28 protein-coding genes, 1 tRNA gene and 1 riboswitch are annotated in these 23544 nt (G+C 67.7%); of the genes, 9 read left to right on the top strand and 20 right to left on the bottom strand.

Going from position 1 to position 23544, the window contains the following annotated elements:
• Window positions 1–85: 85 nt before the first annotated feature.
• The gene (locus P3H15_RS19470) at window positions 86–1525 is read right to left on the bottom strand and encodes a threonine/serine exporter ThrE family protein (protein ID WP_276138754.1); all 1440 of its coding nucleotides are present in this window, start codon (window positions 1523–1525) and stop codon (window positions 86–88) included.
• 1 nt (window position 1526) lies between these two features.
• Complete coding sequence (locus P3H15_RS19465; RefSeq protein WP_072947940.1) at window positions 1527–1907, bottom strand: nuclear transport factor 2 family protein; 381 nt, start codon at window positions 1905–1907, stop codon at window positions 1527–1529.
• Window positions 1908–1979: 72 nt separating this feature from the next.
• Here P3H15_RS19465 and P3H15_RS19460 point away from each other — a divergent pair.
• Together P3H15_RS19460 and P3H15_RS19455 are read left to right on the top strand one after the other, a co-directional pair.
• Window positions 1980–2054 (top strand) — tRNA-Thr (locus P3H15_RS19460).
• A 158-nt stretch (window positions 2055–2212) separates the two neighbouring features.
• Window positions 2213–2419 carry an RNA polymerase sigma factor gene (locus P3H15_RS19455; RefSeq protein WP_276138753.1) on the top strand — a complete coding sequence of 69 codons (207 nt, stop codon included), beginning with the start codon at window positions 2213–2215 and terminating at the stop codon, window positions 2417–2419.
• Between the two features lie 4 nt (window positions 2420–2423).
• On the opposite strand, the gene P3H15_RS19450 is transcribed toward P3H15_RS19455, so the two are convergent.
• The 6 genes from P3H15_RS19450 to P3H15_RS19425 form a co-directional block, all read right to left on the bottom strand.
• The gene (locus tag P3H15_RS19450; protein ID WP_276138752.1) at window positions 2424–2564 is read right to left on the bottom strand and encodes a hypothetical protein; all 141 of its coding nucleotides are present in this window, start codon (window positions 2562–2564) and stop codon (window positions 2424–2426) included.
• A 400-nt stretch (window positions 2565–2964) separates the two neighbouring features.
• Window positions 2965–3903: a sugar phosphate isomerase/epimerase gene (locus P3H15_RS19445; RefSeq protein ID WP_276138751.1), complete on the bottom strand. Its 939-nt coding sequence runs from the start codon at window positions 3901–3903 to the stop codon at window positions 2965–2967.
• A 130-nt stretch (window positions 3904–4033) separates the two neighbouring features.
• Window positions 4034–4396 (bottom strand): universal stress protein, encoded by a 363-nt coding sequence (locus P3H15_RS19440; RefSeq protein WP_276138750.1) that lies wholly within the window; start codon window positions 4394–4396, stop codon window positions 4034–4036.
• A gap of 21 nt (window positions 4397–4417) precedes the next feature.
• The gene (locus P3H15_RS19435) at window positions 4418–5857 is read right to left on the bottom strand and encodes a sugar porter family MFS transporter (protein WP_276138781.1); all 1440 of its coding nucleotides are present in this window, start codon (window positions 5855–5857) and stop codon (window positions 4418–4420) included.
• Window positions 5858–5862: 5 nt separating this feature from the next.
• On the bottom strand, window positions 5863–6897 hold the full coding sequence (locus tag P3H15_RS19430) for a Gfo/Idh/MocA family protein (RefSeq protein ID WP_276138749.1): 1035 nt from the start codon (window positions 6895–6897) through the stop codon (window positions 5863–5865).
• Window positions 6894–7874: a substrate-binding domain-containing protein gene (locus P3H15_RS19425; RefSeq protein ID WP_276138748.1), complete on the bottom strand. Its 981-nt coding sequence runs from the start codon at window positions 7872–7874 to the stop codon at window positions 6894–6896. The genes P3H15_RS19430 and P3H15_RS19425 overlap by 4 nt, the downstream gene beginning before the upstream one ends.
• A 249-nt stretch (window positions 7875–8123) precedes the next feature.
• Here P3H15_RS19425 and P3H15_RS19420 point away from each other — a divergent pair, with 249 nt between their 5' ends.
• Window positions 8124–9104 carry a LacI family DNA-binding transcriptional regulator gene (locus tag P3H15_RS19420; RefSeq protein ID WP_276138747.1) on the top strand — a complete coding sequence of 327 codons (981 nt, stop codon included), beginning with the start codon at window positions 8124–8126 and terminating at the stop codon, window positions 9102–9104.
• Between the two features lie 121 nt (window positions 9105–9225).
• Here P3H15_RS19420 and P3H15_RS19415 read toward each other — a convergent pair whose 3' ends face one another.
• The gene (locus tag P3H15_RS19415) at window positions 9226–11118 is read right to left on the bottom strand and encodes a glycoside hydrolase family 15 protein (RefSeq protein ID WP_276138746.1); all 1893 of its coding nucleotides are present in this window, start codon (window positions 11116–11118) and stop codon (window positions 9226–9228) included.
• Window positions 11119–11203: 85 nt separating this feature from the next.
• Window positions 11204–12091, bottom strand: coding sequence for a sigma-70 family RNA polymerase sigma factor (locus P3H15_RS19410; protein WP_276138745.1), 888 nt, complete (start codon window positions 12089–12091; stop codon window positions 11204–11206).
• Window positions 12092–12169: 78 nt separating this feature from the next.
• Here P3H15_RS19410 and P3H15_RS19405 point away from each other — a divergent pair, with 78 nt between their 5' ends.
• Complete coding sequence (locus P3H15_RS19405) at window positions 12170–12931, top strand: SDR family oxidoreductase (protein ID WP_276138744.1); 762 nt, start codon at window positions 12170–12172, stop codon at window positions 12929–12931.
• On the opposite strand, the gene P3H15_RS19400 is transcribed toward P3H15_RS19405, so the two are convergent.
• The 3 genes from P3H15_RS19400 to P3H15_RS19390 all read right to left on the bottom strand — a co-directional run bounded on the left by P3H15_RS19400 (window position 12916) and on the right by P3H15_RS19390 (window position 14231).
• Window positions 12916–13830 carry a SigB/SigF/SigG family RNA polymerase sigma factor gene (locus tag P3H15_RS19400; RefSeq protein WP_276138743.1) on the bottom strand — a complete coding sequence of 305 codons (915 nt, stop codon included), beginning with the start codon at window positions 13828–13830 and terminating at the stop codon, window positions 12916–12918. The two genes, P3H15_RS19405 and P3H15_RS19400, sit on opposite strands and share 16 nt — an antisense overlap.
• A gap of 43 nt (window positions 13831–13873) precedes the next feature.
• Complete coding sequence (locus P3H15_RS19395; RefSeq protein WP_276138742.1) at window positions 13874–14020, bottom strand: hypothetical protein; 147 nt, start codon at window positions 14018–14020, stop codon at window positions 13874–13876.
• 67 nt (window positions 14021–14087) lie between these two features.
• Complete coding sequence (locus tag P3H15_RS19390; protein ID WP_167372176.1) at window positions 14088–14231, bottom strand: hypothetical protein; 144 nt, start codon at window positions 14229–14231, stop codon at window positions 14088–14090.
• Between the two features lie 239 nt (window positions 14232–14470).
• Between P3H15_RS19390 and P3H15_RS19385 the strand changes: the two genes are divergently transcribed.
• Window positions 14471–14782 carry a MerR family transcriptional regulator gene (locus tag P3H15_RS19385; protein WP_174705507.1) on the top strand — a complete coding sequence of 104 codons (312 nt, stop codon included), beginning with the start codon at window positions 14471–14473 and terminating at the stop codon, window positions 14780–14782.
• A gap of 11 nt (window positions 14783–14793) precedes the next feature.
• Here P3H15_RS19385 and P3H15_RS19380 read toward each other — a convergent pair whose 3' ends face one another.
• Complete coding sequence (locus P3H15_RS19380) at window positions 14794–15177, bottom strand: hypothetical protein (RefSeq protein ID WP_276138741.1); 384 nt, start codon at window positions 15175–15177, stop codon at window positions 14794–14796.
• A gap of 240 nt (window positions 15178–15417) precedes the next feature.
• Here P3H15_RS19380 and P3H15_RS19375 point away from each other — a divergent pair, with 240 nt between their 5' ends.
• Together P3H15_RS19375 and P3H15_RS19370 are read left to right on the top strand one after the other, a co-directional pair.
• Window positions 15418–15720: a MerR family transcriptional regulator gene (locus P3H15_RS19375; protein WP_276138740.1), complete on the top strand. Its 303-nt coding sequence runs from the start codon at window positions 15418–15420 to the stop codon at window positions 15718–15720.
• Between the two features lie 87 nt (window positions 15721–15807).
• The gene (locus tag P3H15_RS19370) at window positions 15808–16038 is read left to right on the top strand and encodes a hypothetical protein (protein WP_276138739.1); all 231 of its coding nucleotides are present in this window, start codon (window positions 15808–15810) and stop codon (window positions 16036–16038) included.
• Between the two features lie 109 nt (window positions 16039–16147).
• Here P3H15_RS19370 and P3H15_RS19365 read toward each other — a convergent pair whose 3' ends face one another.
• From P3H15_RS19365 to P3H15_RS19355, 3 genes are all read right to left on the bottom strand, one after another.
• Window positions 16148–16498 (bottom strand): hypothetical protein, encoded by a 351-nt coding sequence (locus tag P3H15_RS19365; RefSeq protein WP_072942861.1) that lies wholly within the window; start codon window positions 16496–16498, stop codon window positions 16148–16150.
• A gap of 73 nt (window positions 16499–16571) precedes the next feature.
• The gene (locus tag P3H15_RS19360; RefSeq protein ID WP_276138738.1) at window positions 16572–17378 is read right to left on the bottom strand and encodes an ABC transporter; all 807 of its coding nucleotides are present in this window, start codon (window positions 17376–17378) and stop codon (window positions 16572–16574) included.
• Window positions 17379–17426: 48 nt separating this feature from the next.
• Complete coding sequence (locus P3H15_RS19355) at window positions 17427–17741, bottom strand: multidrug efflux SMR transporter (RefSeq protein WP_072942865.1); 315 nt, start codon at window positions 17739–17741, stop codon at window positions 17427–17429.
• Between the two features lie 10 nt (window positions 17742–17751).
• A riboswitch (guanidine-III (ykkC-III) riboswitch) is annotated at window positions 17752–17813 on the bottom strand.
• Between the two features lie 774 nt (window positions 17814–18587).
• On the opposite strand from P3H15_RS19355, the gene P3H15_RS19350 reads away from it, so the two are divergent.
• Together P3H15_RS19350 and P3H15_RS19345 are read left to right on the top strand one after the other, a co-directional pair.
• Window positions 18588–19304, top strand: coding sequence for a response regulator transcription factor (locus tag P3H15_RS19350; RefSeq protein WP_276138737.1), 717 nt, complete (start codon window positions 18588–18590; stop codon window positions 19302–19304).
• Window positions 19305–19384: 80 nt separating this feature from the next.
• Window positions 19385–20767 (top strand): cell wall metabolism sensor histidine kinase WalK, encoded by a 1383-nt coding sequence (locus P3H15_RS19345; RefSeq protein WP_276138780.1) that lies wholly within the window; start codon window positions 19385–19387, stop codon window positions 20765–20767.
• A 3-nt stretch (window positions 20768–20770) separates the two neighbouring features.
• Here P3H15_RS19345 and P3H15_RS19340 read toward each other — a convergent pair whose 3' ends face one another.
• The 3 genes from P3H15_RS19340 to P3H15_RS19330 form a co-directional block, all read right to left on the bottom strand.
• Window positions 20771–21196: an HIT family protein gene (locus P3H15_RS19340; protein ID WP_276138736.1), complete on the bottom strand. Its 426-nt coding sequence runs from the start codon at window positions 21194–21196 to the stop codon at window positions 20771–20773.
• Window positions 21197–21224: 28 nt separating this feature from the next.
• Window positions 21225–22610: a tryptophan 7-halogenase gene (locus P3H15_RS19335; protein WP_276138735.1), complete on the bottom strand. Its 1386-nt coding sequence runs from the start codon at window positions 22608–22610 to the stop codon at window positions 21225–21227.
• A gap of 99 nt (window positions 22611–22709) precedes the next feature.
• Window positions 22710–23543, bottom strand: a complete 834-nt coding sequence (locus P3H15_RS19330) for a mycofactocin-coupled SDR family oxidoreductase (protein ID WP_276138734.1) — start codon at window positions 23541–23543, stop codon at window positions 22710–22712.
• Window position 23544 lies beyond the last annotated feature (1 nt).

The following is a 23544-nucleotide window of genomic DNA, read 5'->3' as shown; positions in this document are numbered from 1 at the left end:
GACGTTGTGGGCCGGGACGACCGTCCGGTGAGATTCCGGCGGTCGCGCCCGGCCGACGGCCGAGAGGCCGTCACCTGAAACTGCCTCAGGCCGCCTTCTGTGTGTGTGTTTCGACCGGCTTCCGCCGCCTCGTTTTGAAAACGGGGCGGCGGATGTCGTCTGTGCGGCGCAGGATGCGCGGCCTCCGCAGAGTCCGGGCGATCCATTCGCCGAGTGTGACGCCGGCCGCGAGCGCGCAACCGATACCGAACGCCGCCAGCAGCGAGCCCAGTCCGATCACGACCTCGTTGTTGAGCAGGGCGTACAGACCCCGATACAGGGACAGACCCGGCAGCAGCGGCGTGATACCGGCCACCACGACGACCAACGGCGGCGTGAGCGCACGGCGGGCCATCAGACCACCGGCGAAGCCGACCACGGTGGCGGCGAGTGCCGAACCGATGATCGGGCCGATGCCGAACTGGTGCGCCACCATGTACACGAGCGCGCCTGCCGCGCCGCCGAACCACGCGGCCGTCAGGGCCCGCTGCTCGGCGTAACAGGCCAGTGCATAGAACATCGACGCGAAAGCGCCCGACATCACCAGCACGGGGAGTTGCACGAGTTCGGTGATCTCGACGTTGACCGGAGGCAGGGTCGAACCCAGCACGCCGGTCAGACGCAACGAGATGGCCACACCGGCGATGATGCCGCCGGTCATCATGACCACTTCGAAGAATCGCGCCGCCGCCGTGATCGGTGCTCCCGTGATGGCGTCCTGCACGGAACCGACCAGCGACAGCCCGGACAGCAGCACCACCACACCGGCCGAAATGATCTGCGACGGTCTGATCTCGACACCCAGCTGATCCTGGAACGTGTAGAGCGTCGCCGCCGGGGTCGCGGCCACCAGGCCGCCCGCCACCTGCTGGAAGAAGTACGGCAGACCGATGCGGTTGAGGACGCGGTTGACCCGGTAGATCACCATCGTCGTCAGGAAGGCGACGGACGCGACCAGCACCCCACCACCCATCAACACGGACACCGACGCGGCCATCGACGCCCAGGCGAGCGTCGCGATCCAGCGGTTGTACGGGTGCGGCGCCGTGGTGACCGCGGTCAGGGCCTCGTGCGCCTCGCCGGGGGTGACCGCTTCCCGGCGGATGCGCCGGGTGAGCCGGTCGACCGCCGCGAGCCGGGTGAAGTCCATCGAGCGGTAGTGCACGATCCGCATGGTGCTCGCCGGCGGGAGGGTGGGCCCGCGGTACGCCGACAGCACGATGGAGTTGTACGTGACATCCACATCGCACTGGGCGAGGCCGTACGTGGCGGCGATGAACTGCACCTGCTCGGCGGTGTCCATCGCACCGGTGCCGGACGCGAGGAGGACTTCACCGACTCGCACGGCGAGGTCGAGTACTTCGGCGACGACCGCATCGTCGGTGAGGTCGATCGGCTGCAGCGGGGTGGGTGCAGCGGTGACCGCATCGACCGTTGCGCGACGGTCGCCTGTGAGACGTTGGAGGGATTCTGTGAGCTTGGACATACTACGTGTCGGAGACAAGGTCTTTCTCGGTCAAATCGGTAGCGGAGAGTGCAGACTCGAGTGTCTCGTGGCGGAACGTGGAGATGACCTGATCGTGGACGACACGGAATGCAGAGGCCAGGATACGCGTCTCTTCCGGGTCCGTGGCCCACGTGGCCTGCTGTTCGACCACCAGCACTCCGTCGTAGTAATACATTCGCTGCGGATTCAGCGTGATGCCCGCGGTGGACGCCCATTCCCGCAGCGCCGCCAGGCCCTGCGTGGCGCCTTTCGGTCCACCCATCTCGATGTCGTCGCTCGACAGCGACAGCAGAGTGTCGATGTCGCCGGAGTTGAGGGCGTCGTGCCAAGCGAGGACGGTGGCGATCTCCGAGGTACTCATGGTTCCAACGCTATCCAATGTGGGCGGAAGTGGCCGACGTTCCTGCAATGGATATGATGGGCGCGCGTGTCCGCCTCCTTAGCTCAGTGGTAGAGCACTCGCCTTGTAAGCGAGCGGTCGTCAGTTCAATCCTGACAGGGGGCTCCACCGCGGAATCGACTCCGCACACAGAGGGCCACCTTCCCCCGGAAGGTGGCCCCCTGTTGTTTCCCACACGGTCGTTTCCCGCACACTCACCCCTGGGTGGGCAGTTCGTCACCCTGGGGTCCCTGTCTCCGACCCCGCCGGTCATTGACGATGAGTGCATGCAAGTGAATTCGTGCAGGTCGGCGGTATTGGACGCGGTGGAAGCACTGCCCGCCCTCGAAAGGGAGACACTGGCCCTCGTGTACTACCGGGGAATGTCCTGCGACGAGGTGGCGGACACGATGCAGACCAGCGTCGCCACCGTCCGGGACCGCCTCCACGAGGGGGCGCGCAGACTGCTCGCCGGTGTCGGCGGCGGGCTGTGAACCGTCACGTCCCGATCGGCTGACCGAGCGGGCTCGCGATCGTGTCGCCGACGATCGACGACCACACCGTCTTCTCGTCGAGGGCCATCGACCCCACGTCGTGGGTGGCACACCCGGCGCCGGCAGGGACGGGGACGTCCGGCACCCGATGGCCCATCCTCGTCGTCGAGTACCGATTCGACCACCGGATCGCGCAGCGGGTCGCCGCTGCGGCTGTCGAAGAGGCCCCGCAGGTTCGCGAACGGCAGCAGCGCGGACTGATAACTGACACACAGGTTGCCCTTGGCGGCGAGGTCAGGTCGCCGGACGAGTGAAACGTGTTCTTTCGTTTGGATGTGGCGGCGGCGCCGCTCGTCAGCCCTGTACGCCGACCTGTCCCATGCGCAGGACCGTGGCCTTGAATGGGGCGCCGGCGCATCGTTGGGCGGAGGCCCTCGATGACGGACGACTGGTGTTCGCCGACACCGAGGGACTCACCGTCGACCCAACAGCTGACCACTGAGGGTTCACTGGTGAGACGGTTGAGAACCGGTCTCCAGCACCAATCAGAGACTGGTGCGGAGGGCCGAGGAGAGGGTCCGTGCGGCGAGTGCGACCGAGTCGCGGCTCGACAGCGAGTAGTCCTCGTTCTCGATCGACAGCGGTCCGTCGTAGCCGGCGGCGCGTAGCTGGTCGGCGAATCGGGTCCAGAACGCAGCACCGTCGGGTTCCCCTGCGCCGACGGCGACGTAGTTCCATCCGCGCTCGGCGACTTGCGGGTTCGGCAGGATCTCCAGTCTGGAGCGAACGGCGATCCGGTCGGCGTGGACCTCGGTGTCCTTTGCGTGTACGTGGTGGATCGCGCCGGAGAGCGCATCGATGGCCGTGAGCGGGTCCGCGCCCATCCACCACAGGTGGCTCGGGTCGAAGTTCGCACCCACGGTGGGACCGACGGCCTCCCGCAGCCGTAGCAGGCTCGGAACGCTGTACACGAGCTGGTTTGCGTGCATCTCGATGGCGATCTTGTCGACGCCGTGTGAGGTCGCGAGGGCTGCGGTCTTCTCCCAGTACGCGATCGCGACGTCCCACTGGTGGTCGAGCAGTTCGAGGTTCTCCGGCGGCCACACCGTGGTGATCCAGGCGGGGAATCGGTCTCCCGGCGCGGCGGGCAGGCCACTCATCGTCACCACGGTGTCGATACCGAGCTCACCGGCGAGGCGCAGCACGCCCTGCACATTGGCGTCGTGTTCGGCGCCGTGCACGGGGTGCAGCTGGTTGCCGCTGGCGTTGAGGGCTTCGAGACGCAGGCCGCGGGATTCGATGGCGTCGACGAGACGGCGACGGCTGCCGGCGTTGACGAGGAGGTCGTCGAGGTCGGTGTGCGGGGCACTCGACCAGCCGCCGAACGCGAGTTCGATCGTGCTGATGCCGTTTGCTGCGGCGAAGTCGAGAGCGTCCTCGAAGGGAAGGTCGCCCAGGCTGTCGGTGAGGAGTCCGATCTCCATCAGATGTCCTTTCTCGTTTGTGTCGATGAGTTCTGTGGCTGTGAAGTTCGTCGTGCGAAGCTGCGGGACGGAGAAGCGACTGCTCCTCGGCGACGAGTCTGGGGACTGGCGCCGAGAAGCGGCCGCGCGGTTAGTCCTCCTCGGCGACCTTCACTGCCACGACGGGGACCGGGGCATTGAGGATGAGGCGCTGACTGAGACTGCCCAGCAGCGCCTTGCCCACGGCGGAACGTCGCCGGACACCGATGACGAGGCGCTGCGTGTCGTGCTGGTCGATCTCGTGCAGCACGACGTCGAGCGGGTCGCGCTGCTCGATCCCGATGCGGTCGATCACCGTGGTCTCTACTCCGGTGGGCAGCATCGAGGCGTCCAGCGGCCTCAGACCGAGGTTGACGATCACGACGTTGGTGTTCAGGAGCGTCGCCTCGTCAGCTGCGGCGGCGAGCGCAGCGGTCCCCTCCGGACTGTCCGGGACTGCGACAACGACTGACATGATGCGGGTTTCCTTTCTGTTTCAGGAGTGGGCGATGCGGAATTCGTCTTCGAACTGCTCCAACGTGCGTCCACGGGTCTCCGGGATCATCCGCCAGGTGAATGCGACGCCGAGCGCGCACAGGCCGGCGAAGATGAAGAATGTCGTCGAGATGCCGAAAGCGCTGACCGTGGGCGGGAATCCGAACGCCACGATCGCGTTGGCTATCCAGAGCGCAAAGACGCTGGTGCCCACGGCGAACGAGCGGATCTTCAGAGGGAAGATCTCCGAGAGGATCACCCACAGCAACGGGCCGACCAAGGCCTGGTGTGAGAACACGAAACCCACGGCCATGACGAGGATGATGTACGGCTTGACGGTGCTGTCGGGTAGCGCCAGGGCGGAGATCCCGACGAGGGCGTGGAAGGTCGCGGTCAGAACGAATCCCATGATGATCATGGGCCGACGATTGAACTTGTTGATCATCGCGATGCCCAGGCAGGCGCCGAGAATGCTGAACAGGCCGTTGGCGGTGTTGGCGACGATGGCGCCGTTGCTCGAGAATCCGGCGTCCTCGAGGAGGTGGGTGCCGTAGTACATGATCATGTTGATCCCGTCGAACTGGGCGAACATGCCCAGGCCGATCCCGATGACGAGCAGCCGGCGAACCCAGGGGGTGCGGAGGTCGCTCCAGCCGCCGGTCTGCCCCTGCTCGTCCTCGGCCGCCAAGGCGCGAACCTCGGCCATCTCGGCGTCGGCACGCTCCGGGGAGCGGACCTGACGCAACACCGCCAGCGCCTCGGCGTCGCGTCCGCGGGCGGCGAGCCAGCGCGGGCTCTCCGGCATGCGCAGCATGCCGACGAACAGTCCGATCGCCGGGAGCACGGCCACGATCAGCATGTACCGCCAGACCGCCTCGTGCTCGCCCCAGACGCTGTAGATCACGGCGTTGATCACGAAGGCCGCGAACTGACCGGAGACGATCATGATTTCGTTGCGAGTGACGATGCTGCCGCGGCGCTCGCTGGGTGCCATCTCGGCCAGGTAGACCGGGACGGTCGCGGACGCGCCTCCCACCGCGAGCCCGAGGATGAAACGGAAGACCGCGAGCACATGCCAGTCAGGTGCCAGGACGCAGCCGATCGTGCCGACGATGAAGATGACGGACAGAAGCTGAATGTTGTGCTTGCGTCCGTAGCGGTCGGCCAGACGCCCACCGAAGAGGCCGCCGACGGCGGCGCCGAGGACCAGGATGCTGACAACCAGGCCCTCCGTGGTCGACGTGAGGCCGAGATCCTCGGCCATCGGGGTGAGGGCCCCGTTGATGACACCGGTGTCGTATCCGAACAGCAGTCCGCCGAACGTCGCGACGACGGCGATCAGACCGAGTCGGCGGGAGTGCGGTCCCTTGGTGTCCGGGGGCAGGGTCGGATGGGCTACCGGGCCGGCCGCGGAAGGAGCGGGGGCGGTGTTGAATTCGATGTTCGTCACTTGTCGTCCTCGGTGTAGAGCGAGGGCCGGGGGGCCAACCGCACGTCGGTGCGGGTGTGGTTGCCGAACGATTCGAGGCATGCCTCGGCGACGGCGGCGGCGGCGTATCCGTCCCAGGCGTTGGCGCCGCAGACTTGCTTGTTCGTGGCCGCGTTGACCCAGGCCTGGAGTTCGTCGCGGAACGCCGCCGCGAAGCGGGGCCGCGCATCCGCGAGCACCGGGTGACCGTCGACGCCGCTGTGCCGAATGGATGCCGTGGTCGGCGGCACCAGCGATACCGTGCCCCGTTCGGCCACCAGTTCGCAGCGCACGTCGTAGCCGTAGTGCGCGTTGACGAAGATCTCGACGTCGACGATCACGCCGCCGGCGGTTTCCAGGATCAGGAACTGCGGGTCCTGGAACCCGTCTCGCACCAACGCCGAGGGCTTGGGGTTGCGGGTGGTGACCGAGACGATCTCGTCGCCGAGAAGCCAACGGGCAATGTCGATGTCGTGGACGCCGGTCGCGGTGATCAGCGCGTCGGACTCGTACCGGTCCGGGTAGCCGGCGTTGCGGTGGACGGCGTGGAGAAACAGGGCCTCACCGAGCTGGCCGGAGTCCAGCACCCGCTTCATCTCCACGTACGACGGGTCGAATCGGCGCATGTAGCCGATCTGCACGAGTTTGCGTCCCACCTGCGCTTCGGCTTCGACCACCCGCAGGCACGCCTCGGCGGTCGGGGCGAGCGGCTTTTCGCACAGCACGGGTTTGGCGGCGGCGAGACAGGCGAGAACGAACTGCTCGTGGGTCTCTTCCGTCGAGGCGACCAGGACGGCGTCGATGTCCGGATCGCTGATCAACGCGTGGGGGTCGGTGTGGATTTTGATCGTGGGGTCGACCTGCTCGACAGCCTGCGCGGCCCGAGCCGGGTCGGCGTCGCTGACGGCCCACACCCGGGAGCCGGAAACGGCCTCGGTGAGGGTCCGCAGGTGATCGGTGCCGATCATTCCGCATCCGATGATCCCGACGTTGAGGTCTTTCTGTGCGCTCATCGTGTTCCCTTGTCCACTAGTGGTGCGATCGCGGCGATGTTGTCCCGGTTGACCAGGGTCGGCCCGGTCAGTACCGGTTGTCCGCCGCCGATGACGTTGTTGTTTGTTTGGTAGAGCCACAGCGAGTCGACGGCGAGGTAGCCCTGCAACCAGCCCTGCTGGTCCACGGCAGCGAGGATGTCCCCCGATTCGATCGCCGAGGCCACCTCCGGGGTGACGTTGACGGTGGTGATCTCGGCCGAGCTACCCGCTTCGGACCGCGAAGTGAGCGCGGCCATCCCGATGGGAGCGTTGAGGGTGACGATGCTGTCGATACTTCGGTCCTGCTGCAATTTCGCGGTCAGCGCCGACTGCACCGAGGGCATGTCGGAGCCCTGGACGTAGAGGGTGTCCACCTTGCCGGTGCCGAACCCGCCTCCTGCGCCCTGGCACATCTGCTCGAGCACGACGTTGCCCTGCTCCTGGATCACGCACAACGCGTGTTTTCCGCCGGCTCCGGCCAGTTGCTCACCCGACATCTTGCCCGCCGCCTCGATGTCCAGGCCGAAGAACATCTTGGTCCCCAGCCGCTGCCAGTCGTCGAGGCCGGCGTTGAGAGCAACGACGGGAATTCCCGCGGCATCGGCGGCGGCAATGGCGGAGGCCACCGCGTCGGGCTTGGCCAGTGACACCGCGATGGCATCGACCTTGCTGTCGATCGCGCTCTGCACGAGATTGGCCTGCCGGCCCGGATCGTCGTCACTCGAGTAGAGCAACTCCACGTTGTCCTTGGCTGCGGCGGCCTCCGCGCCCTTTTGCACCATGCTCCAGAACACGTCGCCCTGGGGGGCGTGGGTGACCATCGCGACGGTCATCCGCGGTGTGTCGGCCGTGCCGGCACCGCTGCCCGCACCCGCGTCCGCCGGCTTTCCGCCGGTGCTGCTGCATGCCACTGCCGCTGCCACTGTGACCGCGCCGATGAGGCACTTGCCCAGCACTCGCGGCACTTTGCTCGACCCTCGTACCTGGTGGTTCATTGTTTTCCCTTACTGGACGTCGACCGTTCGACGACGCGAAACCCGTGGAATGGGGCACCTTCCCCGATCTACTGGCACGTGCCAGTGGCACGTGCCAGTAACTATGATTAGGATCACTCCCACCTGTCAAGCCCCCCGGAGGAAATGTTGTTGAGACCGCCCGATCCGTCGCCCTCCCACGCGTCGCCGGTGAGCAGGAAGCGTCCGACCATGGGTGATGTGGCAGCGCGGGTGGGAGTCTCACGCCAGCTGGTGTCGCTGGTCTTCCGGAACATGCCGGGAGCCAGTGACGCCACCCGCGCCCGGGTACTCGAAGTCGCCGAGGAACTGGGATATCGACCCGACACCGCGGCACAGGTGCTCCGGCGAGCACGCAGCGGCCATGTCGGCGTGTTGTTCACGTTGCGGCACCCGCACGACGCGTCCATCGTGGAAGCGATCTACCCCGCCGCCGAACGCGTCGGATACGACATCGCCCTGGGCGCCTCCGGGCCCGGACGTGATGAACGCAAGGCGGTGGAAAGCCTCCTCGCTTACCGGATCGAGGCCCTCATCGTCATCGGGCCCTATGTCACCCCCGACAAATTGGCCACCCTGGCCCGGCAGATACCCGTCGTCGAGATCAGCAGACCCTCGGACGTGAGCGGCGTGGACTCGGTCCGCACCGACGATCATCTCGGTGTGCATCTGGCGGTCGAACACCTGCACGCACTCGGCCATCGCGCAATCGTGCACGTCGACGGCGGCGATATGCCCGGCGCCGAAGACCGTCGCAGCGGATACCGAACGGCCATGCAGACCCTGGGACTGGACTCGGACATCCGGGTCGTTCCGGCCGGTTACACCGAGGAGGCCGGCGCCCGGGCCGCCCGTCAACTCATGACCGACGGCACGCTCCCCACCGCCATCGTTGCCGGCAACGATCGCTGTGCGATCGGCCTGATCGGAACCTTCACCCGTCGTGGCATCAACGTGCCCGGTGACATCTCCATCGTCGGCTACGACGACAGCCAGCCCGCCGGTCTGTCCTACGTCGACCTCACCTCCGTCAGGCAGGACGCCACCCAACTCGCCGAAGCCGCCATTACAGCCGTCAGCGAAAGGCTCGACCAGGGACGCGACACCAGCACGGATATTGTTCTCGAACCCCGGCTCGTCGTACGAGGAACTACGGCCGCACCCCGTCTCTAGTGGTGACAGGGACCCAGCTCTCTCCGCCAGGACTCACCTGAGGCGCGAGCGAACCCAGCGATGTTTGGTGGCTTGCGCACCGAATCCGTTCGGGTTCAGGCACGTCAGGCCCGGCCTCGGCTCACATCAGTTCCCGCATCCGCTCGAGCAGGATGATGCGCCCGGCGGCCTCGATCAGCGCGAGGTGGGAGAACGCCTGCGGAAAATTGCCGAGGTGACGGCCGGTGCTCGTGTCGAACTCTTCGGCGTAGAGGCCGAGGGGAGAGCACACGCTGACCAGTCGCTCCATCATATCGGTGGCCTCCTGCACCCGATCGACCACGGTCAGGGCAGACACCAGCCAGAACGAGCAGATCAGGAAACTGCCTTCCTTGCCCGACAATCCGTCGTCGGTTTCGCCGGTGCGGTAGCGCAGGACGAATCCGTCCTCGGTGAGATCGCTCGCGATGGCGTCGACGGTGGCACGGAGCCGGACGTCCCCGCGGGGTAGGAACCCGAAGACCGCGGCGAGCAGCGTCGACGCGTCCAGCGCCTCGGTGTCGTAGTGCTGGCGCAGCACCCCCTTCTTCACGCCGTGCGCGAGGATGTCGGCGCGGATCTCCTCGGCTGTGGCACGCCAGGTGTCCTCGGCCGCGCGATCGCCGCGGATGCCGGCGATCTTCGACGCCCGGTCGAGTGCCACCCAGCACATCAGCTTCGACGACACATAGTGCTGCGGTGCGCCGCGCGCCTCCCAGATCCCCTGATCGGGGTCGCGCCACACCGCCGAGGCGCACGCCGCCTGCTGCCGCACGAGCGGCCACAGCCGGCGGGGAAGGCGCTTGCTGCGCACCGTGTGCAGCAGGATCGAGTCGAGGACGGCGCCGAACACGTCGTTCTGCCGCTGGTCGAACGCGCCGTTGCCGATCCGCACCGGGCGCGCGCCCGCATAGCCGGACAGGTCGTCGCGGGTCGACTCGGTGAGGTCGCGGGTGCCGTCGATTCCGTACATGATCTGCAGTGCGCCATCGCCGTTCGACTCGAGGTCGGCGATGAATTGCATGAACTCGTCGGCCTCCCAGTCCAGGTTCAGGTAATGCAGGGCCTGCAGCGTGAACGTGGAATCCCGCATCCACGTGTACCGGTAGTCCCAATTGCGTTCGCCGCCCGGGGTTTCCGGCAGGGAGGTCGTGAGGGCTGCGACGGTGGCACCGGTCGGCATGTACGTGAGGCCCTTGATGGTCAGGGCGGATCGCTGGATCGCCTCACGCCACCGATGGTCGGGGAAGCGGGCGTGACTGAACCAGCGCCGCCAGAACGTCGCGGTCGCATCGAGTTGCGCGACAGCCTCTTCCGCCGTCCCCGGCGCGGCGAGTTCCGCCGCCCAGGTCAGCGCGCAGTACAGGGTTTCGCCCTTCTCGAGCATGTGGCGCGCGCGAACCCGTCCGCCCTCGATGCCGAGCGCCATGTCAGTCTGCAGGCGCAGCGTGAGCCCCGCACCGCTCGCGTCGGCGGTGTGCCGATCGCCGTCCACGAGAACCCACTCCGCCGGTGCGCGCCCGTAGTCGAACACGGGCTCGCACACCAACTCCACCTCCACGCTGCCGTCGAGGCACGTGACCGTGCGGACCAGCATGTGGTCGGCATCCTCGTCCGCCGGCGGCCTCGTGTGGGGAGTGACGGTGTCCTCACCGCGGGTCGGGCCCATCGTCAGCGCACTGCGCACGTTCACCCACCCGGTCGGGGTGTTCCACACCGCCGAGATGATGTTGGTGCCCGGCTCGTACTGGCGGGACGCCGGAACGTTGAGCCCGAACGGGCCGATCCGGAACATCCCGGCTTCACGGTCGAGGAGAGAGCCGAACACGCTGGGTGAATCGAACCGGGGCACGCACAGCCAGTCGACGGAACCGTCCGGCGCGATCAGCGCCCCGGTGTGGCAGTTCGAGAGGAAGGCGTAGTCGGCGATCGGCGGGAACGGCGACGGCGCGGCCGCGCTCCGGGGTGGGGCATCGTCGTCCGAGGCAGTAGTCACGTTCGCGCCCCTCTCCCCGGGTGTCGGCTCCCTCCATGCTGCGGGGTCTCGGCGCCGACGGTCATCACCCGGTTCGGGTGACCGGTCAGTCCCCGAGGACGGCGAGGTCGAGCCGGCGGACGCTATCCGGCTCGGCGATGACGTCGATCTCGGTGATCTTCCCGTCCACGATCGTGAACGCCAGCACCAGGTACAGCTGCCCGCGGGGAGCCATCACGAGCCCGGCCGCCCCGTTCACCAGGGCCACCTGGGTGACCCGGGCCCGTTCCGCGGATGCGAGCGCGCCCTTGGCCACGACGCGGGCGCCCCGGATCACGAGAGGCCCCGGGGTGGGTCCGACAGCCGGATCGGCCCGAAGCACCACATCCGGATCGAGCAGGGCGACCAGCGCGTCGAAGTCGCCGCCGCGGGTGGCGGCCAGATAGGCGTCGACGACAGCTCGCCTGCGGTCCAGATCCGCGGGGTCCGGTGCCGGCGCGGCGCCCTTCACCCGCCGGCGGGCACGGCTGGCGAGTTGCCGCACCGCCTGGGAGGAGCGGCCCACGATGGGGGCGACGTCGTCGAACGGCACGTCGAACATGTCGTGCAGCACGAACGCGAGCCGCTCGGCCGGGGTCAGCGTGTCGAGCACGACCAGCAGCGCCAGCCCGACCGAGTCGGCCAGCATCGCTTCGTGTTCGGGGTCGCCGCCGTCGTCGTGGCCGACGGCCGGATCGTGTGCCTGCACGTCGAGAGGTTCCTCGAGCCGCTGCTCGCGTGAGCGCAGCACGTTCAGGCACACCCGCGACACCACCGTGATCAGCCACGCCTCGAGGTTCTCCACCTCGCCGGTGTCCGCGCGAATCGTGCGCAACCACGCTTCCTGGACGGCGTCGTCGGCCTCGCTCACCGAGCCCAGCATCCGGTACGCGACGGCCCGCAGCCGCGGCCGGTGTCCCTCGAAACGCTCGGTCAGCCGATCGCGGTCGTCCACCGTGTCACATTCCTTCCTCGCGGCGTGTCTCACAGGTAGATCCACCGAAATCAGCTGTCCGAAGAATCTGGAGAGATCATGACATCACCCATTCTCATCACCGGCGGTACCGGCACGCTCGGACGTCAGGTCGTTCCACTGCTGCGGGCGGCGGGGCGGGACGTGCGGGTCCTCAGCCGGCACGGCCGAGACCCCGGCGACGGCGTCGAGTACATGATCGGCGACCTGCTCGAGGGCAAGGGAATTGAAGCCGCACTGGACGGGGTCGAGACCGTTCTGCACCTGGCGGGTGGCCCCAAGGGCGACGAGGTGGCGACCCGGAACCTGGTGGAGGCCGCCTCGCGCGCCGGGGTGCAGCATCTCGTCTACATCTCGGTGATCGGGGCCGACCGGGTTCCACTCGGCTGGTTCGCATCCAAGCTGGCCGCGGAGCGAGCGGTGGCCGCCTCGGGCCTGCCGTGGACGACGTTGCGCGCAGCCCAGTTTCACGAACTGGTGCTGAGCATGCTGCAGAAGATGGCGAAACTGCCGGTGATCCCGGTCCCGGGCGGACTGCGCTTCCAGCCGGTCGACTCGGGGGAGGTGGCGGCGCGTCTGGTGGAACTGACGCTCGGCGCCCCGGCCGGCCTGGTTTCCGACCTGCCCGGGCCGACGGTGTACGGGATGGGCGAACTGGCGCGCAGTTACCTGCAGGCGACCGGCAGGCACCGGCTGACGATGCCGGTCCGGATGCCGGGAAAGGCCGGCCGCGCGTACCGCGACGGCGTCAACCTGTCGCTCGAGGCGGCGACGGGCAAGCGGACGTGGGAGGATTTCCTGGCCGCCTACCCGGGCATCTGACCGCCGGCGTCGGCGAGTTTCCCGCGCAGGTCCGCCAGGGTTTTGGCCAGCAGCCGGGACACCTGCATCTGCGAGACGCCCACCCGAGTGGCGATCTGCGACTGGGTCATGTTGCCGAAGAACCGCAGGACGAGGACGGTGCGTTCGAGGTCGGGAAGGGATCCCAGCAGCGGCTCGAGAACCACGTGGTCCTCGACGTGTGCGAGGGACGGGTCGACGTCCCCGATCGTCTCCGCCAGCGGGCGCTCGTCCTCGCCGAGCGGGAAATCGACGGACAGGGTGCTGTAGGCGTCGGCGACCCGGAGACCCCGGACCACCTCCTCCTTGTCGATCCCGAGGGCCTCGGCCAGTTCGCTCGCAGTCGGGGCGCGTCCGAGTGTGGTGGTCAGTTCGGTCGTCGCGGTCGTGAGGGAGAGGTGCAGTTCCTGCATGCTGCGCGGGACACGCATCGCCCATCCCGTGTCGCGGAAGTGCCTGCGGACTTCGCCGGTGATTGTCGGGACGGCGTACGACACGAAGTTCGCCCCGCAGCTCGAGTCGAAACGGTCGACGGCCTTGACCAGACCGAGGCGGGCGACCTGGATCAGGTCGTCGAGGGGTTCTCCGCGACCGAGGAAACGCCGGGCGATGTGTTCGGCGAGCGGCAGGCACCGCTCGATCAGTCGCTGTCGCAGCAGTTCGCGGCGGGGGTCGGAGACGGCGAGCCGGCCGATGGCCTCGCACTGCGCGGGCACGTCACGATACTGGTCACGCTCGCGGCGGGCGGTCTCCGGTCGCGCCTGCAGTAGCTCTACTCGTGCGGCGTCGGCCGCGGACTTCGTGCGATGCGCCGCCTTCGACCGCGTGGGGATGCGTCGGATTTCGAGCGATGGTTCGACGAGCGGGGTGGACACTTTCATGGCTCTGCCCTTCTCTGACCTGCCGGCATCGGCGATGGCGTCGCTATTCGACGAGTGCGGGGGACGTGTCTGCGGCCTCGTCGGCGAACATCGCCTCGATCCGGGCCTTGATTTCCTCGGTGCTCATCGTGGCTCCGCCGCGCGTGGCAGTGCTGGTGGCGGAAGCGTGGAATGCGGAGCTGGCGGGCATGAGGGCTGCGTCCTGTCGTGTGCGAAAAGTCGGTGTCGGGGGAGGGCGGCTGCGTCGGGGTGTCCGGTCACGTCGGCAGGGACGAGAGGAGAGTGAGCGCGCTGAGCGCCAGCGTGGCGATCAGGCCGCCGGCGATCGCTCCGCCGCTGCCTGCGCCGAGAACGAGGACCTCCCCGTCGTGGGGAGTGCTCTGAGGGTCGTGGGTGGTCATCGGCGGTTCTCCTTCGTGCGACCTCGTCGTGAGAACTAATCTGCGTTGAAGAATATAGATTTGTTCTACAGCGGTCGGACGGGAAGTTCAAGCCGAATCGGCAAGATTGCTGGTCCAGCCATGCGGCGGTGTGGGCATTCCGGAGCGAACCTGTGCGCCCCGCGGCACATTGTGTCCACTGGGGCTTGCTAAGGTTGATGTGCCCTGAGAAGAAGGGAGACCCGGTGACGTCCTCTCATATGCCGCTTCGTTCGCAGCGGGGTGTATACGGGATCTCGGTAACGTCGGAACTGACGGGTATCGGACCGCAGACGCTGCGCCTGTACGAGCGGCGCGGGTTGATCACACCGACTCGCACGGGCGGTGGCACACGCCGGTACAGCGAGGACGATGTCGCGCGCCTCCAGAAGATCACCGAACTCGTCGCCGCCGGAGTCAATCTCATCGGCATCGGCCAGATCCTTCGGCTCGAGGCCGAGAACGCGGTCCTCGCGGCGCGAAACGCCGAACTCGAGCAACTCGTCCGATCCGAGGTTCCGGACCGCGCCTGAGCGGCGCCGGATCAGGTCGCGGACTGGTCGTTGGTGGGGTTGAACTCGTCGAACGACGCGTCGGCCGACTGCCATTTACCTTCGGCCCGGACGTCGGCGAACGCGAGGTCGAATGCGTCGACCAGCCACGCGTGCCCGGCGGTGGCCAGCAATTCGTCGGGCGTGCCGTCGGCGGCGCCCTGGAACAGGCTGACCCTCCACTCGGCCGAGTCCTCGACGGCGTCGGTCAGTCCGTCGGTGGCATTCGACGCGAGAAGGTACCGGTTGAACTCGAAATCGACCCGGATCGCGTAGCCCGCACCGGTGTTGACCACGTTGGCCGGTCGCTGCGTGGCCGCGGCGAGCGCCGTGAGGGCGTCACGGTAGCGATCTGCGTGTTCCTGAGTACGGGGCACCGTCTTCTCGTCTCTCGCACAGAGGCCGCGGCGCTCACGGCCACGACACCTCGACGAATCCGTCCGGGTCGGTGGCGGTTCGTGTTCGGTTCGTGCCCGAGATTACGTGACCCGATGCTCGTCTTGGCGGCTGCAGTCCAGGCATGAGGGATCCGAGATGCAAAATCTATATCTGTGAATGCAGATTCATTTCATTTGCGTGTTAACATCAGGTGTTCCTTATGCAGAAGGGAGCCTGTTGTGACCATCGACGTTCCGCCCCGCTCACGTCGCGGGGTCTACGGAATTGCGGTGACGTCGGAGTTGACGGGCATCGGCCCGCAGACTCTCCGCCTGTACGAGCGGCGGGGGTTGCTCACCCCCGCCCGGACCAGCGGCGGCACCCGCAGATACAGCGACGACGACCTGATCAGGTTGGCACGCATTGCTCAGCTCATGGACGACGGTGTGAACGTCGCCGGCATTCGGCGCATCCTCGCGCTCGAATCCGAGAACGCCGAACTGGCGTCCCGGCTGGACGGACCGGGCGGCACGCCCGGATAGCGATCCGCCGGCGCCGGGGAGGTGACCTCTGTACCCGACAGGGCTCCGGCTCTGGTCCGCATTCGACTCCAGACGGGACAAAGAATCATGACCCTCACGGTCCACAATGCATTCCGCACGCACAGTGCCCGGCACGCGAAGGACCGGCAGGCAGAGCCCGACCGCCGCTTCTCGCTCGGAACCGCGCTCGTCGCCGCCCTCGTCGCGGCGGCGCCGGCAATGGCCGTGACCGGTTCGGTGGTCCTCGCGGCCGCCACCGCCGGATCCGTTCTCGTCGGCGTGCTGCTCGCCGCCTTCCTCATCTCGAGCCTGATCTGACCGCTCCGGATCCGCTCAGCGACGTCCGGCGAAGAAGTCCCGGATGTCCGGTGTTCCAGTCGTCACCCGGGAGCGGGGTGGCGAACCGGGTCCGCGCGGGGGGGACGGGTCAGCAGGCCCCGGTCTTGGCGGCGTCGTAGGCCTGGATCATCTGATCCTTGCGCTCCTGCGGAGCGTCCTTCCACTCCGCCGTCTCGGCCGACTGGGTGAAGAGGTCGTCGAGGGCCTTCGTGCGGTCGAACGTCTCGCCGCTCTGCTGCGCGCGGGCCTCGGCGCCCTTCGCGTACTGGAGGAGGCCTTTGCACAGGTCCGCGACGGCGGGCAGGCCTGCGGAGGATGCCTCGGTGGCCTCGGTCGTTGCGCTCGCCGTGGACTCGGCGTCGGTGGTGGTCGATTCGGAACTGCACGCCCCGAGCAGCAGGGCGGCCGGGATCAACAGCGCAACGATGGTTCGTGTCATGCGAAATACATACCAGAGGCAGGTGTCGGTCAGTGTCGGCCGGTCGCTTCCAGGCCGTCCCGACGTGAAGGTGTCAGGCGGGGCCGAGGGTGTAGTCGACGCCAGGACGGTCGCCCTTGCCCTTGTTGAGCCAGCGCCCCGGCAACTTGCCCGCCAGTTCACCGAGCGGCCCGACGGCGGCGCTGAGAACCCCCACCGTCTCCTGCAGCAGGTCGACGCTCGCACTCATCCGCTCCAGGTTGGGCGCCAGCGCCGTCAACGTCTCGGACAGCGCCACGATCTGATCGAGCGGGCCGCCCTCGGCGATGAGGCGTTCGAACGCGCCGCCCTCCGACAGCAGTGTGTCGAGGATGCCGTTCTCGGCGAGCGCCCGATCGACCAGTCCGCCCGGCGCCGTGAGTCGTTCGACCGCGCCGTCCTGCGCAGTCAGCCGTTCGAGGGGGCCCTGTTCGGCGGTGAGACGGTCGAGCAGGCCGTCTTTCGCGAGCAGTCGCTCCAGGGTGCCGTCCTCGGCGAGGACCCGGTCGAGCGGGCCGTCCTTGGCGAGGACCCGCTCGAGCGGCCCACCCGGCTCGAGCAGTCGTTCGAGGGTGCCGCCCTCCGACGTGAGACGGTCGACGGGGCCGCCCGGGGCGAGGAGACGGTCGAGCGGACCGCCCGGTTGAAGTGCCTGCCCGAGCGGCCGGTCGTTCGCCGCCAGTGAGGACAGTTGGCTGATCACCTGCAGCGGGCTGCCCTGGGTGCTCATGCCCGTGACCACGCCGGTCCCGGCGACCGCGGTCCGGACCGTCACGAGGGTGGCCTCGGCGATACCGAGACCGACATCGGCCGCCGCGAGACCGGCACGCACCGGGAGGGTCATCAACGACACCAGGTTCATGGAGTTACTGTAACCCGCGACACACAATCATCGAGCGTCTCGATCCGGTCAGTGCAGAGCCTTCAGTCCGACGACGCATCCCACGATCCCCAGGATCAGCAGAATCTTCACCGGCGTGGCACTCTCGGCGCCCGTCAGCATCGCGAACCCGACCGTCAGCGCCGCGCCGATGCCGACCCACACCGCGTACGACGTTCCGGTGGGGAGACTGCGCATCGCGTAGGCCAGACCCGCCATGCTGAAGACCAGGGCGACGCCGAAGACGATGCTGGGGCCGAGCTTGCTGAATCCCTCCGACCGGCCGAGGGCGGTGGCCCAGACGGCCTCCAGGACCCCCGACAGCACGAGCACGATCCACGCCATGACAAACCTCCGGGCACCGTCTTGTCGCTGGCCGGGTACGGTGCGCTCGTCCGGATGTCGTGTCGACGAATTCCACGGTACCCAAAGACGCGCTCCGCGCCCGTGAGTGGTGAGCGACTCCACAGGCTCGCTCCGCGCGCACGGCGCGGGAATGCGCCGAATATCTCGCAGATCGAGACCTGCTGACTTATCGTCGAGCGCGACAGTGAATTCTGTGCGTATACCACGGAAGATAACGAGGAACATCATGATGCTCGGACTGCTCGCCGCAATCAACAGCGCTTTCACCCTCGGACTCGCCAACACGATCGGCACGTTCGGCGGAGTGGTGCTCAACCTGAACGTCGTCGCCTGAACTTCCTGCCTGTCAAGACAACTCCGCTACTGCAACCCCGCCGTCGGCCAGGCGGCGGGGTTGTCGCGTTGTGGGGCGACCGTGAGCGCCGGGGCTCGGGAGAGCAACTGTCCCATCCTTGCTTATGCGCCCGGAATTTCACCCTTTTTCGCTCGAGAAGAATGGGTGATTTTATTCAGGGAAATTGCGTGCGCGTGTCGCCACGAATTTGTCGAACGTGACTTAGTGTCATCCGCAACGCGCGCGGACAGCGCGCAAACACCCCTTCACCGGGGCGACGATGGAGGTCATGATGCTGGGACTGCTCGGGGCGCTCAACAGTGGTGTCACACTCGGATTGGCCAACACGATCCTGACGTTCGGCGGGGTAGTGTTCAACCTCAATATCGTCGTCAACTGACGATCGGAATCCGTCCGTCCCAAGCCGGCCGCACCGGCTCACAGGAACCTCCCAGGAAACCTACAGCGACGATCCAGCGTCACGAGTGATGATGGGTTGCGTGAATGATAAGCCTGTCGAAGCCCGCGTCCTCGTCGTCGACGACGAACCGAACATCCTCGAGTTGCTCTCCGTGAGTCTCCGATTCCAGGGATTCGAGGTGGCGACGGCGTCGACCGGGGCCGAGGGACTCGACACGGCGCGCACCTTCCGCCCGGACGCTGTCATTCTCGACGTCATGATGCCGGGAATGGACGGGTTCGGCCTGCTCAAGCGGTTGCGCGCCGACGGTGTGGACGCACCGGTACTGTTCCTCACCGCGAAGGATGCGGTGGAGGACAAGATCAGCGGCCTCACCCTCGGCGCGGACGACTACGTCACCAAGCCGTTCAGCCTCGAAGAAGTGGTGACCCGGCTTCGCGTCATCCTGCGGCGGGCGGGCAAGGTGTCGGTGGAGGAGCAGTCGGCCCGCATCAAGTTCGCCGACATCGAACTCGACGACGACACGCGGGAGGTCTGGAAGGCGGGCGACCTGGTGTCGCTGTCTCCGACGGAGTTCACACTGCTGCGGTATTTCATGGTCAACGCCGGCACGGTGCTGAGCAAGCCGCGGATCCTCGACCACGTCTGGAACTACGACTTCGGCGGTGAGGTCGGGGTGGTCGAGTCGTACGTGTCGTACCTGCGCCGGAAGGTCGACACCGGCGACACGCCGCTGATTCACACCCTCCGCGGCGTCGGCTACGTGATGCGCGAACCGCGGCGATGACCGCGCCCGCGGCTCCCCGGGAGTCGGCCGAGGCGGTCGCCGCCGTCCCGAACAGGCCTGCGCGCCGGTGGATCCGGGCGATGCCACTGCGCATCACGCTCGTCGGCGCCGTGCTCCTGCTCGCTGCGCTCGGCCTTCTCGTGTCCGGTGTCGCGGTGACGTCGGCGCTCGAGAATTCACTGACCAACCGCGTCGATCACCAACTCCACGAGGCCGCTCAGGGGTGGGCGAAACCCGGCAAGTCGCGCCCGCTGCCGCCGCCCGACGAACCGAATCCCGGACGTCCGCCGAGCCCGTTCTACGTCCGCACGACATTGGCCAACGGCACCGTGCTGCGGGAGATCAACGACGAATCCGTCTCGCCCGCACTGCCGGAAGACCCGGCCTCCGTGCCCGTGACGGTCGGCTCGACCGACGGTTCCGACGTGCGGTGGCGGGTGCTGACCACCACCGCGCCGGACGGCATCGAGACGACGGTCGCGATGACGCTCACCGAGAACGACGAAACCGTGAACCGGCTGGCCGTGCTGCAACTCATCATCGGTGTGGTGGTGCTGATCGTGCTCGGAGTGGTCGCGTATTTCGTTGTCCGGCGCAGTCTGCGTCCCCTCGTCGAAGTGGAGGAGACCGCCGCGGCGATCGCGTCGGGAGACCTGCACCGACGCGTCCCGGAACGGGACGACCGTACCGAGATCGGGCGACTGTCCGTGGCGCTCAACGGAATGCTCGCGCAGATCCAGCACGCGTTCGCCGCCACCGAGGCGTCGGAGGAGTCGGCGCGGCGGTCCGAGGAGAAGATGCGGCGATTCGTCGCCGACGCGAGCCACGAACTGCGCACCCCGCTCACCACGATCCGCGGCTTCGCCGAACTGTATCGACAGGGCGCGATGACCGACACCGAAACCCTGATGAGCCGCATCGAAGGGGAGGCGTCGCGGATGGGTCTCCTGGTGGAAGACCTGCTGATGCTCGCCCGGCTCGATGCCCAGCGACCCCTCGAGACCCGGCCCGTCGACCTGCTGTCGGTGGCGTCCGACGCCGTGCACGGGGCGCGCGCCGTCGCCCCCGAGCGGTCCATCGCCCTCGACGTCCGCCCCGGACCCGGGACACCGGAGGTGATCGGCGACGATGCCCGGCTGCGGCAGGTCCTCGGCAACCTGCTCGCCAACGCCGTCAAACACACCCCCGCCACCGCGGACGTGACGGTCCGGCTCGGCACCACCGAGCACAGCGTCGTGCTCGAGGTGGCCGACACCGGACCCGGACTGACCGAGGAAGACGCGGCCCGGGTGTTCGAGAGGTTCTACCGCACCGACGCGTCACGCACCCGGGAGAGCGGCGGCAGCGGGCTCGGCCTGTCGATCGTCGCGGCCCTGGTCGCCGCCCACCGAGGGGCGGTGACCGTCGACAGCCGACCCGGCGAAGGTGCCACGTTCCGGGTGGAACTGCCGCGGTCGAGCTGACCGTCAGTCGGGGACGTTGGCCCCGTGGCCGAGTTCGCGCAGCGCCGCCTTGATCTTCGCCTGCGCCTCGTCGAGCGATTCCTGGGACGGATTCTGCTCGGCGTTGCTGATGTTGAAATCGCCGAGATCGTAGGCAGGGAAGACGTGCAGGTGCAGGTGGGGCACCTCGAGGCCTGCGATCAGCAGTCCGGCCCGCGGTGCGTCGAACGCCGGGCGGACGGCCTGCCCGATCGTGCGGGCCACGTCCATGACCTTGTTCCAGACCTCACCGTCGACGTCCTGCCACTGGTCCACCTCCTCACGCGGCACGACGAGGGTGTGGCCCTGGGTCACGGGGGCGATCGTGAGGAACGCGACGACGTCCTCGTCCTCCCACACGAACCGTCCCGGCAGATCTCCGTTGATGATGGCGCTGAATATAGATCCCATGGCCGTCATTATGCGGCTTCGCCCCCGTTCACCGGGGAACGACAGCTTTGCCGAGCTCGTCCCAGCGCTCGCGTACGGCGTCGACGATCTCGTCGCCGGCCAGCCACTCGGGAGAGCGCAGCAGCTGGGTGGTCTCGCGGTAACGGACGTAGCGCTCCGGGTCGAGAGCCATGTAGGCGGCGAGCCGGTCGGAGAAGTCCGAGGAGGTCGGATCGACCTCCTGGGCGACGCCGTCGACCGTGTACTCCACACCGGGAATGCGGTGGTCGAGCGTGTTCGAGGAGGTCCAGCAGTACTTGATCAGGGCATCGGCCCTGGCGTAGTACCGCCCCGCGAGTCCGGTCAGCTCACCGGTGCGCTCGGTCAGGTGAGCGGCCAGCTCGGTGCGCAGGTCCGAGGCCTCCAGCGCGGCGGCGGTCATCCCCTGCCCGTACACGGGGTTGAAGCCCATCCAGGCGTCACCGATGGTGAGGAAGCATTCGGGCCGCTCCGACTGGCCCGCGAAGTCGCGAAGCCGGCTGCGGGTATCGCGCCACATCGAGATCTTCTCGGGGAACGTGACCTGCGACAGCGCCTTGTCCAGCTCGGGCACCCCGATGCTCGAGATGAAGTCGCGCAGCTTCTCCTCGGTCCGGGGCGGGTGGTCGCCGGCGGAGCCCTGAGCGGTCAGGATCCAGCGGCGCTCGCCCTCGACGACCCACATCGCCATTGCCCGGGACGCCGATTCGGGGGTCAGGGCGCCGTCCCCGAACGCGGTGAGTGCGAGTGCCTGGAAGCCCGGGTCCCAGTCCTCGGGTACCTCCAGGAAGGTGGAGGAGTAGCCCCAGTGCGCGTTGACGACTTCCTCTCTGGGAGTGGGGTATCCGAGCGCCTGCAGCCATGTCGGAGACTCGGAGAACCGACCGCTGGCGTCGATCACCAGATCGGCGGACAGCTCCTCCCCGTCGGTGGTGCGCACCCCCGTGACCCGACCGTCGGCGCCGAGCAGTCCGGCCACCTCGACGCCCGAGCGGTACTGCACGCCGTCGAGCTCGGCAGCCTTGTCGCGAAGCGCCTTCTCGATCAACGGCCGACTCGCCATCAGGAACTCGAGGCCCGACTCGAACCGAGGCGACCAGCCGACCCGATCCAGGCGCATCACGTCCTGTGCGGAGTCGAGTCGCACCGCGCCCATCTCGAAGGCGTGATCGGAGAAGCCGGGCAGCAGAGAGTCCATCGCGGCCCGGCCGGCGGCCAAGAGCGCGTGGAAGTGGGCGCCCTGTGGCACCCCCTTGCGGAAGACCGGCTCGATGGGTAGCTCGTCACGCTCGAGCAGCACCACCTCGCGGAAGTGACCGGCGATCGCGGCTGCGGCCAGGGTGCCGCCGATGCTGCCGCCGATGATGATCGCGCGGCCGAGGAATGGGGTTGTCATGGGTGCTCCTGATTGGGCGGGAGACGCCTCGCCGCCCGACCGCTAGATGTGGTCTATTTATCCAAAAAGATAACAGCAATCATAATTGGGTATCAGGGGTCAGGCAATGCTGATCCCGCCGTCGACCGTCATTGCCAGGCCGGTCACATAGCGCGACTCGTCGGAGGCGAGGAAGACGACCGCGTGCGAGATCTCGACCGAGTCGACCCACGGGATGGGCATCGCCATCCGCGAGAGCGACGCCGCGGCGAGCTCCTCGCGGCCGGGGCTGTCCACGTCGGGGCAGGCGCGCCGGTACATGAAGTCGTTCTGGATCATCGGGGTGTCGACCTGCGCCGGGTTCACGCTGTTGACCCGGATCATCTCGGGGCCGAGCTCGAGTGCCATCGCCCGCATGAGACCGACGACGCCGAACTTGCTCGCGACGTAGTGGGCGGTGCTGCGCGACGCCCGGATGCCGGCACTCGAGCTGGTCAGGATGATCGAGCCGCCCGGTCCGCCTGCGCGTAGGTGCGGCATCGCCGCCTTGACGGTGCGCCACACCCCGGTGAGGTTGATGTCGACGAGATCGGTGAAGGCCGCCTCGCTCATCTGGTCGAACGGCCCGATGGCAGTCAGGACGCCGGCATTCGCCACGACGACGTCGAGCCGGCCCAGTTCGGCGACACCTGCATCGACCGCCCGCTGCAACTGGGCGAAGTCACGCACGTCCGCCTGTTGTGCGACGATCCGGCGACCGGTCTGCTCGACCAGGCGCACCGTCTCGTTCAGCTCCTCGCGCGTCCCGCCCGGATAGGCCATCTCCGGTACGTCGTCACACAGGTCGACGGCGATGATGTCGGCACCCTCCTCGGCGAGCCGGACCGCATGGCTACGACCCTGACCGCGCGCGGCCCCGGTAATGAAGGCAACTTTCCCGCTGACACGTCCCATA

The organism is Rhodococcus sp. T2V (assembly GCF_029269925.1).
In the GTDB taxonomy this organism is placed as follows: domain Bacteria; phylum Actinomycetota; class Actinomycetes; order Mycobacteriales; family Mycobacteriaceae; genus Rhodococcus_F; species Rhodococcus_F koreensis.
Note: the sequence above shows the minus strand (reverse complement) of the source record. Positions and strands in the feature narration are given on the sequence as shown.